General features: G+C 54.7%; 8 protein-coding genes. All 8 read right to left on the bottom strand.

All coding sequences use genetic code 11. The annotated features are described in order from the left end of the window. Positions 1-2: 2 nt before the first annotated feature. Positions 3-1,781 carry a hypothetical protein gene (locus tag PUV47_RS16410; RefSeq protein WP_274219669.1) on the bottom strand — a complete coding sequence of 593 codons (1,779 nt, stop codon included), beginning with the start codon at positions 1,779-1,781 and terminating at the stop codon, positions 3-5. 12 nt (positions 1,782-1,793) lie between these two features. After that, the gene (locus PUV47_RS16405; protein ID WP_274219668.1) at positions 1,794-4,037 is read right to left on the bottom strand and encodes a lantibiotic dehydratase; all 2,244 of its coding nucleotides are present in this window, start codon (positions 4,035-4,037) and stop codon (positions 1,794-1,796) included. A 91-nt stretch (positions 4,038-4,128) separates the two neighbouring features. After that, positions 4,129-6,000: a hypothetical protein gene (locus PUV47_RS16400; RefSeq protein WP_274219667.1), complete on the bottom strand. Its 1,872-nt coding sequence runs from the start codon at positions 5,998-6,000 to the stop codon at positions 4,129-4,131. Then, on the bottom strand, positions 5,997-7,244 hold the full coding sequence (locus PUV47_RS16395; protein WP_028481744.1) for an MFS transporter: 1,248 nt from the start codon (positions 7,242-7,244) through the stop codon (positions 5,997-5,999). Before PUV47_RS16395 ends, PUV47_RS16400 begins: the two co-directional genes overlap by 4 nt. Before the next feature lie 39 nt (positions 7,245-7,283). Beyond that, on the bottom strand, positions 7,284-7,901 hold the full coding sequence (locus PUV47_RS16390) for an NAD(P)H-dependent oxidoreductase (protein WP_274219666.1): 618 nt from the start codon (positions 7,899-7,901) through the stop codon (positions 7,284-7,286). A 64-nt stretch (positions 7,902-7,965) separates the two neighbouring features. Further along, positions 7,966-8,160 carry an ammosamide/lymphostin RiPP family protein gene (locus tag PUV47_RS16385; RefSeq protein ID WP_274219665.1) on the bottom strand — a complete coding sequence of 65 codons (195 nt, stop codon included), beginning with the start codon at positions 8,158-8,160 and terminating at the stop codon, positions 7,966-7,968. Positions 8,161-8,780: 620 nt separating this feature from the next. Next, positions 8,781-9,212 (bottom strand): hypothetical protein, encoded by a 432-nt coding sequence (locus PUV47_RS16380; protein WP_274219664.1) that lies wholly within the window; start codon positions 9,210-9,212, stop codon positions 8,781-8,783. A gap of 43 nt (positions 9,213-9,255) precedes the next feature. Further along, complete coding sequence (locus PUV47_RS16375; RefSeq protein ID WP_274219663.1) at positions 9,256-9,645, bottom strand: homocysteine S-methyltransferase family protein; 390 nt, start codon at positions 9,643-9,645, stop codon at positions 9,256-9,258. Between the last annotated feature and the right edge of the window lie 299 nt (positions 9,646-9,944).

Below are 9,944 nucleotides of genomic sequence, written 5' to 3'. Positions count from 1 at the left end.
CGTTAAGCAGCAATATGATAAAGGTAGAAAGGGCGCCCCAGCTTGGTTTCCGGGGCACGGTGGAGCCATTCCTCGCAGTCAGAGATCGCGACCTCAGAGGGATCGTCACGCGATCTTTCCGCCATTTTGAGTGCTAAGGAGCGTGCGGCGGCCGATTTGTTCGCTGCTGCATGGTCGGCGCATCGTTTGGCTTCTGTCTCAGCCCGCTCAAACCAGATTGCAGCAGCTTCGAACCGCCGCCTCTGGAACTCCGCCTTGCCGAGGGTTTGAGCAATGACCACTGAGTGGAAGGTGTCGTGAATACTCTGCGCCTCGTGCCAGGATGCCAGGTACTGGTCCATTGCCATGTCGATTTGCCCAAGCCCGAACAACAGGCCAGCTTTCCGAAAGTGGTAGATCTTGGCAAACAACGCACGAGCTGGTCCTGTGTTAAAGGCTTCAAATCGTTCCCACACCGCCAGAGATTTACGGAGGTTGCCATCTGCCTCAAACAGGATGCTCATGTTGGAAATGAGGTTGATTTTGAGGTGAAGTGCATCACTGCCCTGTAGAGGCTTGATGGTTGCAATGGCTTCCCTGCAAATGGCGGCCGCTTCTTCGATCCGCTTGGTACGAAACATTACCAGCGCACGAACATTCAACAACCATCCAGTTTCGAGCAACGCCGCCGCCTCACCATGACCCTTTAAGGCCGCAAGGCCTTCATCGATCAGGGCAATCGTCCTGTCATATTCAGAGAGGCGTTTTGCCGAGAGCAACGAAGTGTACACACAAAAGCGGGCTTTCATGACCGGGTCTTTCGCCTGGCTCATGGCCCGGTGATAGATCTCTTGAGCAAATTGAAAGTTACCGATGTAGGCATGCGCCAGACCCAAGAGCCGCGCCCTTGTCTCTGCCTCGAGCTCAAAGTCGGGATGTTCCAAGACAGAAAGCGCCAGATCATACTGACCAACTTGAATGGCCTCGAACAAACTGTCTTCGCTGAACCTATCAACATCAAGAAGGAGTGGGGCAAGCGGGCTGGGCCGGCCTTCTTCGGGCTCCATGGTGCCAAGTGGCGTTGGCTCGTGGTGGCACAGGAATGACTTGAGGAACTTGCGTCGTTCGGCGGTCGACGCTGGCTCAGTTGTCAAGACCTCTTGGGTCCCCCAATGCGTCAGTTCGTTCAATGAGGAAGGACCGCCATAAACCACTATTATCTTCTGACTGACGAACTGGAGTAACTGATTGAGTGACAGCAGGCTCACCCTGTCGATTTGCGTTACGTCAGGAACAAAGATCCAGAGTCTCTGGCCCACAAAAGCAGCTGTCTTCTCCAATCCTTCCACGACCAGTCGCGCAAGGCCGTTGGTTATGCGAAACGTGTATTCACTCTCACGGGAAAGGCGGCGTTCGGAAGCTGGAAGCGCTAGCGCGTCCATTGTGATGAACGTCAGGTCCTCCGGCGTCACATGCAAGTTCACAGCGGTAAGCTCTGCAGCTTTGCCCGATACAAGCCCTTCGCATTCCTTGGACAAGCTGGGCAGGAACCTGGCTACCAGTCCAGCAAGTCCTTGAAAGGGTGCAGTGTGATTTGGTGCAAAGCTCCAAACATCGACCAGTTCACCTTCGCGCTTCAACTGCTCAATTGCTTCATCAAATGCCTCTGGTCCGCCACGTGCGTGCGGGTTGATGAACAGTTGTCGGTGCCCCGCTGCAACCTCAGACCTGAGCGCTTCAAACCACTTTCCACCTATGGTTGTAGTGGCGGGCAAATCTGTTTCCTGGAGTTCTGCGCTCACGGTCTTCCTCCTCTAAGCGATTTCCGCGCCAGCAGCGAGCTTGGCGCCTGCAATTGCTCTGGTCGTCTCTGGTACTTTCGCTACTGGACCGGGGTAAATCGCATGAATTCGCAGCTCACACGGGTAGCGACCACCTCCCTGCGTCAACCAAAGGCTCTCCGCATCAGGGTACATTTCCTCAAAACGTACTGCGGTGCTGCGTTTGAGCAGATTAGCGAGCATCACCAAACAATGCTCAACGGCGAAATCCACGTAGATGGGTTTGCGTTCTGCGTCTGCCTTTGCAAAAACCCGTTCGGGCAGTGCATATGTTTGCCGGAAGGTTTGCGCTGCCTTGAGCAAAGCAACGCCTGACATCTCAGTAATGTCGTTGAGAGCTTCCGCAGCAAAGGACCAACGTTGCCGTTGTATCACGCAGTCGCCGAAGTAAATGCGTGGCGTGTGCTGTCCAAGATCAATCTCTGGCGCGGCCAGCCAAGGCAGGGCTAGCGCGGCGAACGGTGGGTATTTTTGATGGTCTGACAACGTCAGGTAGAGCGGTATTGGCTTGCCGCCAACCATCAACCGCACCACACCTTCATCATCAAGGCCGACTTCAGCGCGCGCAAGAGATGTCGCCCTGACACCGTCAGCCTTGTCGAAACGGCCAATAGGATCTGAGTAAACGAGGCGCTCACCGGGGAAACTATAGAAACCTTTATTGCGCCGCCGCACTTGAAGGGCGGTAAGTTCGCTCAGGCCCGCTTCATTCAGCCTGTTGTTGAGCTGGCATGAGTACTCATCCCGGCTTGGCAAAAAGGTGGTCAGCCACGAGTTCAGCAATAGATGATGGTTCATCTTGCCAACAAAGAGCTCATAGTTCCCAGAAGCCAAGGCGTCCATGTCCTTTGCTCCGATGAAGACATCAAGTAGCGAGTAGCGCGGCCCCTCAATCTCCTTCAGCATCAACTGTTCTGGGGCAATGCGCACGCACCCGTCCGCATCTGCAGATTGATTGGAGACCAGCTCTTCCAGACGGCGTTGCACCTCGTTTGTGCCCACCGCAGGCATTGTTGGCACCTCACCCTTCATTGCATCGATAAACCGAGGGGCTGGCACTGGTGTGCCATTCGGTGAGAGATGCATGAAGACGGCGCGGGCAGAGCGTTGCAAGGCTTCCCATTGCGCATTCCCTATGGCTGCCGAGAGTTGCAAAGAGGGCTCCGCCCGTTGAACAAGATCCTCATGAAGACGGCGGCCAAAGGTCAGCTCACGGATGCTGCCACGTGCTTCTTCATAGTAGATGGTGCGGTCCTCATACATCGCGCCGGTTCCGCGCCATGCTGACAAGCCGGTCTGCGTTTCAAACTGCAAGGCTGCCTCTTCGAGCAGCTTTTGCCGCTCTTGGAAGGACGCTGCGCTCATCTGCGCGCACCACCGTTGCCACGCTGTCAGTCGCTCAACCCACCTGTCGCGTGTGGACCCTTCTGGCAAATCACTGACCACGGCAAGCAACTCTTCCAAGGCGTCAAGGCGCGAGGAGCTAGCAATAGGGCCGTGCCGCAAAATGCTGGAATCAACCAACTTGTCGATAAGAATCTGAGAGCGCGGGCCATGCGTTTTCTGGATTTGGCTGCGGGTCTGGCCGTTTTCAATGGCCTCCATTACTGCAACCGCCCAAGGTGGCAACGGGCGATGGGATTGATCCGGCATAGTCAACCCATCCGCATTCAGGATGACCATGGGATTAAGGTGCAATGGCAACGCGCTCCTGAACTCAGGTTCTTCAGCGATTTTTTCGGCAAGCGCCGACAGGGCCCAAAACGTTAAAAAGACGCGGCGTTCAGTAACAAGATCCTCGCCCATGGCGAGCCCCGGCCCCTCTTTCCGATCTACGGTGGTTTCAAGCCTTGCCCAGCCATCCCAACCGTCATCTATCCGGCCATAGTTCAGTGCACCAAAAAAGCTTGTGGTCTCGTTCTTGGCTGCGAAGCGCTGGAGGTAGGCAAACACGGTACGTAACGCCCGCCGCGCATCAGAGTTGAAATGGGATTTCGCAAGCGCTCGCTCAACTTTCGGTACCGCGTTGCGATAAACATCCGGGCTTGAGACAAACAGCGCTTGGCGAATATCCTGCCTTTGCAAGAGACGCCCAATACTGTCCAAAATGCGTTGATTTTCTTCGCTATAATCCTGTTGCGTCTTCGCGTCTTTAGCACCCATTTCCAGCAGGGTTGCCAAGGTGTCCTGCATGCGAAAAAGTTCAAGCACCTCCATCGGAAAGCCCGGAGAACGTAGAACAAATTCAGGGCCAAATTGCCATCTAGCTCGGACATGGGCTTTTTGTTGGTGAGAAGCGGATTGCTGATCAAGCATATGATGCAGCCTCCCCAGGCATCTCGAGGACACTTGTCATCAGTTGGTTCAATCGGCCCCGCATCACGCTCAGGCACGTTTCCCACACGGCCTCCTCTTCCAGATCAGCACCAAAAGTTGTTTTGAAAGCGGTATTGATGTCGCTTTGAGCCATGCTGCGCAAAAGACTGGTGTAGGCGCCAGCAAACTGAGGTCCTAAAGCCTGTCTTTGCGCCTCAAGAAAGTGTGCAAGAAAAAAGCCGGCAATGTAGGGCAAGCCATGAAACTGAGAAGCAATGAATACAGGTTTGCGATACCACGCACTCACATCTGGGCTGACGTTGTTCTCTCCGAACCAGTGCAACCAGACTTTCGTGAAACGCTGATCCAGTTCCTCTGGTGTATGAGCGAAAGGCGCATCGGTCAGTTGCCTCTCAAAAGTAAAGTTGGCAGGCAGCATCAGCGCAAAGGCGATAAAGGCCTGCGCTTCCATCCACGCGTAGCGGCGGAACTGGGCACATGGGTGCTGAGAACTGTTCGCCCCGCTTCGCTGCCATTGGCTACGCAGCAGAAGTTCGGCAAACGATGCCACTGTCTCTGCGGAGGCCGTTGGCACATAGTGCCGCTCCATGGGCAGATCTTTTATGCACCAGAAATGATGTGCGTGCGAGGTTTCATGGGCAATGCGGATCGCGTTCAGAGCATGGCCATCATAGCTCACGAGCACGAGTGGCACGCCGCGTCGGGCAATCGAGGTTTGAAAGTCCGCTGTTCTGCGTCCTGCCTGATGAGGTCTGGCATCGAGCCAGCCCTCTTGCATCATCAGACGGAAAAACCCAGCCATTTCCGGATCAACCGCATTGAACGCCCGCTCGGTATCCCTCAGCGCCTCGTTTAGTGGAACCGGACCAACCCAGTGGCTGGAAGCATCCAGATCCCAAGGTGCAAGCCTCTCGTAGCCTGCCATGTGCGCTTGAGCCGTCAGCGCTGCTTGAGCGTCAACTCGAAGGGCGTTTGCAGCCTCAAGACAACGCTCAACTGCGCCGCGCGAGAGGGACGTTTCAGCAAGGGCCTCCTGCCAGCGATCTTCGCCCTTGATCTCAGCCGCTCGACATCGCCATGCAATGCGGCCGGTCAAAGCGTGGGCTGCCATGGTTCGATGCGGCTGCCAAGCTGTTTCCACGCTTGTGAAGATCCTTTCTCGAGTGCTTCGAACCGGGTGCGCCAACAAGCGGGTCGCCTCCACCACAGAGACTTGGTTATCGGCTATCCCGTCCTCAGGCAGATGGAAACAAAGCTGCGCTCGAGTGTCACGGTAGGCCTGCCACCACTGTCTGTAGCCGGGTCCACCGAGCCGGTCTGTCTGTTCATTGCGCTTGCTTTTTTCCTCGTCCCTTTCCCAACTCTGCCAGCGCTTCAAAACCTCTTCAGGCACGCCTTTTGGGAATAAATCTGAGGCGCTCCGGCCTGCTTTGAGCATCACCCCTACAAACTCCGTAGGGGCACTTTTATGCGCAGTAGCAATGCGCCGAATACGTTCCGCATTCTTCATCAAGTGTTTGGAACTTTCGCCAAGAGAGCGCTTGCACTCCAAAAACACATAGAGTTCCTGAATGCTCTCTCGCTGTTCTGACCAGTCCGCATCAAGTCGCTCCAGCGCGGTGGCAGACAGCGCCCCAGCCGTTACTTGCTTGGCGAAACGAGCAAACTCTTCTCGGCTCCGCTTTACTCCCGCCCAGACGTTACTCAGGGCAGCTGCGAACTCTGCAGAAGCCGGATCCCACAAGGGATCTATCATTTTCCACCGTACTTCCTCGTGAGCACTCTCGTCACCCGAACTGAACGGCTCCGGCGCCGGTGTTGCAAGGGAGGCTGTCATCGTCATGACTTGCCCCCTTCAAGGGCCTGCGGTTCGTCTGAAGCGCGCGAACGGCTTGCAATCAGTCCAAAGATGGCCATGGCCACAGTCCCGGCAGCGCACATGATGAATGCAGCTGGGGCGGTAGACTGGGAGATCAACGCACCAATCATGAGCGCGCTCAAGCTCTCGCCGATAAAAGCGATGGTGGACCACATGCTGAACACCTTGCCCATTCGGTTACCGGGCGTTTTTGTTTGTATCAGCACCACAAGCGGAATATCCACGACCGCTTCTACAGCGCCTACCAGCAGGGCGAAGCTCAGCGCTATCCAGATGTTTTCAGAGAGTCCAAGCGCGGCAAAAAAGACGCCCCAAAGCGCCCATCCGCCGAAAATGTAAAGCGATGGATTTTTGATTTGCAAACGGCCGATCACAAGGGACGCAAAAACGTAGCCGATGGTGATCATGGCTAGAACCCAACCAAAGCCACTGGCTCCTGCGCCCCAGTTCTGGTCTGCCACGTGCGGCAGCGCGACACGCTCCAGGCCCGTAACAAACATCAGGCCGACACCAAACAAGATGATGCCCCAGAACAAATCTCTATGGCCCTGCAGAAAGCGCAGCGTGCCACCAAGAGCACCGAGCAGGTTGTCTTCGGACTCCTCACCTTCGGCATGGCCGACATTGCGCAGCGGCACTACAAAACCAATGGAAACAAAAAAGGTTACAATAGCGATGGTGTAGAGCTGATCTGCGCCCCAAAGCTCGATGAGAATGCCACCAAGTGCCAGACCAATCAGGCGCGCAGCCCGAAAACCGCCCTCCACGAGGGACACCCCAAGGGCCCGGGTGTCATCATCCAAGACACCAGCAACCGCTGCATTCAACGACGGATGAAAGAAACAGCGGGCGCTTGTCAAGACAAATGCAATCAATGCCAAGTGCCAGACCGTCAACATGCCTGCCAGCGCCAACGCAGGCACAACCGCCACGGCAACTGCTCGGATCAGATCACAAAACAGCATTAATGACTTGCGGTTCCATTTGTCCGCGTAAACGCCGCCGATCAATCCGAACAGTAGGTAAGGGGCGCTGGCGCAAAACACCACGAGACCCGCCAGCCACGCGCTTTCTGTCATCTCGTAGGCGAGCCAATAAAACGCGACCTGATAGATGGATTCGCCAAAGGTGGAGATGGTTTGTCCCAGCCACAGCAAACGATAATCGTGGTTTCGGGCAAGTCGCAGCCAGTCGGGCGCCGTTTTCATGCGTACCTCAAAATCAAATGGACAAGCGGAACAGCAGCGCTATGCCGCTTCCTTGTGTTTTCTCTGAATGGCCCCATCCTTGCGCGCTTCTGAAAGCGCCCGGGTATAACCAATGAGAAGATCACAGGAAGCATCCAAACGCGCCCAGATGGCGGGAAACTTCTGCGACGGCTCGGTGAAAGCCCGTTCCGTTGCGGCGTTGACGTCGCTCACGCGCCGCACCACCACGTCATCAGGGATCCAGCAGAGCCGATTTCCCCTGAAGCTGGAGACGCGCAATTCCGCGATGGGCCAGACGCCGCCCATGCCATCCGAAACTCCCACCGGCAAGGCTGGTTTGTCACAAAACGGCCCCTCTCCAGACAGCATGAACAGTGTTTTCAAACCAGGTGGTACCATGCCGTGGAACTCGGGTGTGATGACCACAAAGCCGTCCGCATCAGAAAGGTCACCCAAGGTGCTGTGCCAAGGTGACCCCGGCGTTGGCGGGGATTTGAAAACATCGTCCGTCAGCTCTGGCAGGATTGGCTCTGCAAGGTCTAACACAGCGCAAGTCACCTCTTTACGCCGCCTGGATAGACGTTTTGCAAGTAAATGGGCGAGCTTACCCGACTGGGAGCCCATGCGCGGGCTACCAGAGATAATCATCAACTTCATGAGATTGCTCCACACTATGATTTGAAGCCGGAAGTTGCCCAGCTATTAAGCTGCTCGAAACCGGCTAAAGAGCGAGGGGAGCGATCTTGTCTTCAACATCTTCAAGATCGAAGTCCAGATCATCTAGGTCGTCCAGATCATCGTGGTTTTCTTCATGTTGAACAGTCGCATCGACAGATTTTACTTCATCGGTCGTGTTGGATACGTCTTCCCGGACTTCTTCCTGAGTATTTGAAGTGCTATTTTCAATGTTTGACATGACACACTCCTTGATAGCCAAGAGCCCATCGATTGTATGAGATGGGCTTCCTCTACTGGACCGAGTGTCGAGATACCAGCAATATGAATGTTTATCAACTTTCTACAATAGTATTAGATCGTAAATTATTCTAATTTTATTTAATATTACTCAGCGTAAGGCAAGTGGTTTTCTATTGGTTGTAAAACTAGAATTCTCTCAGACGCAGTGAGAATTAGTTTTTTTTAGATTATCGATATCAATAATCAATGCGATGATTAATCATGTTAATTCATTTAGAAGTATAGTATCAGGGTCAAAAAACGCACCTCTCATTTCACTCATGGAAGTTAATCGGTTAATCGAGAATCACCTTGGGCAAATTGGCTCCCATCGCGTGGTGCGTCTAGGTTAATGCCCGCCAGCACCTTAGTCGGGCTGAAGAAAGAAAATCTTGTCTAGTTTCATACGCCGGCTGAGGCAAAACTAAGCACATTGCCGTACCTCACTTCGCTTCACTGGTACATGTTTCACTACCTTTGGTGTATCCACCGCGAGGTCCCTGGCTTTTGATTGGACTCCCGCCACCAGCCCTAATGCCTTTGGAGCAGTCGTCCCGAACGGCTCGGGCTTGAGTTATGTTAAGATCGCAGGTTATGTTGCAGCCTTGTAGCCAGCCGCAGCGCTAGAATGCTCTGCTTGTTCTGGTGCCTTTCATCCTCGGTCAGCTGCTTGTCGAGCAGATAGGTATCCACAAACCCGCCCGACTTGATTGCTTCCGTGATCCCGATTTGAACGACCCGCACCGCTTCGTCGGAGATATAGACGCGGAGATATTCTTCTTCGTCCCGGGTGATTTCCTGGGCGGTTGTCAGGTCGCGGTTGAGGGAGGCGAGCGAGGTGGTTGCGCCGCTCTCCTCCGGCTCCTGCTGCCTGTCCTCATCGCGGATGAGAATCTCCGCCTCACCCAGCGTGGTCCGGTTACGTGCCGCCCGCGCGCGGATTTTGCGTATCAGGCGGGATTGCCTCTTTGCTTGGAGGCTTTGCAGGCTGTGTTTAAGCGCCCCATCCAAACTGTGCTTTACCCGAAGCCCCCTTCTGCAGCGTCTCTGGCGTTCAGGTCAAACGCCGCACGAGTTCTGCAATATGAGCGGGGCCAACCTCGCAGCAGCCGCCAATGATGGTTGCGCCCATTTTCGCCCAGTGCCCTGCAACGTCGGCATAGGCGGCCGGTGAAAGGTCCGAGCGTGCAGAGAGTTCCGAGACTGTCGCCCCTTCTTGGACGAAGCTCTTGGTAATCCGGGGAAAGCCTTTGACAATGCACAAGTAAAGGAAATACAAGCCGAAGCTCCTAGTTAGATGCGTTGTTGCCAGCCGAACCAGCCGGTCCGCGATCTCCGCATTTTCGTCGAACAGTTTGCGCTCACAACGATAGCAACTCTCGCCGGTCTGGAACGTTCGGCAGGCAAGCGCAATGCTTACACCACGCAGATTGATTGCATTCATGACCATCCCCCGGCGCTAAGACGGCCTCAAGGCCTTTGCCCGCAGCGTGCTTAAGCAACTCGTTCTGCATCGCCATCTCGGCATACCTTTTCTTCAGACGGTGATCCTGCTGAACCATGGCCTCCATTTCTGACATACCGGCGAGTCCATACCGTCATACTCTGAACACAAGTTGTAATAAGTTGCGTTGCTGATCCCATGTTTCCGGTAGAGATCGGCACCTCAAACAGCTCTTTCATTTTCTAGTCCTCATCATTGCTTCAAAATTTCCAGGATCTGGCTTTCCGTAAATCGAGACT

The organism is Pseudovibrio exalbescens (assembly GCF_028737195.1).
Taxonomy (GTDB): Bacteria; Pseudomonadota; Alphaproteobacteria; order Rhizobiales; family Stappiaceae; genus Pseudovibrio; species Pseudovibrio zosterae.
This window is presented reverse-complemented; position numbering and strand designations above follow the sequence as displayed.

Bases quoted from the DNA above. Each gene is read 5' to 3' on its own strand.
- PUV47_RS16390 (WP_274219666.1), bottom strand. From the start codon at position 7,901: ATGAAGTTGATGATTATCTCTGGTAGCCCGCGCATGGGCTCCCAGTCG.
- PUV47_RS16405 (WP_274219668.1), bottom strand. From the start codon at position 4,037: ATGGAGGTGCTTGAACTTTTTCGCATGCAGGACACCTTGGCAACCCTG.
- PUV47_RS16395 (WP_028481744.1), bottom strand. From the start codon at position 7,244: ATGAAAACGGCGCCCGACTGGCTGCGACTTGCCCGAAACCACGATTAT.
- PUV47_RS16375 (WP_274219663.1), bottom strand. From the start codon at position 9,645: ATGAATGCAATCAATCTGCGTGGTGTAAGCATTGCGCTTGCCTGCCGA.
- PUV47_RS16400 (WP_274219667.1), bottom strand. From the start codon at position 6,000: ATGACGATGACAGCCTCCCTTGCAACACCGGCGCCGGAGCCGTTCAGT.
- PUV47_RS16385 (WP_274219665.1), bottom strand. From the start codon at position 8,160: ATGTCAAACATTGAAAATAGCACTTCAAATACTCAGGAAGAAGTCCGG.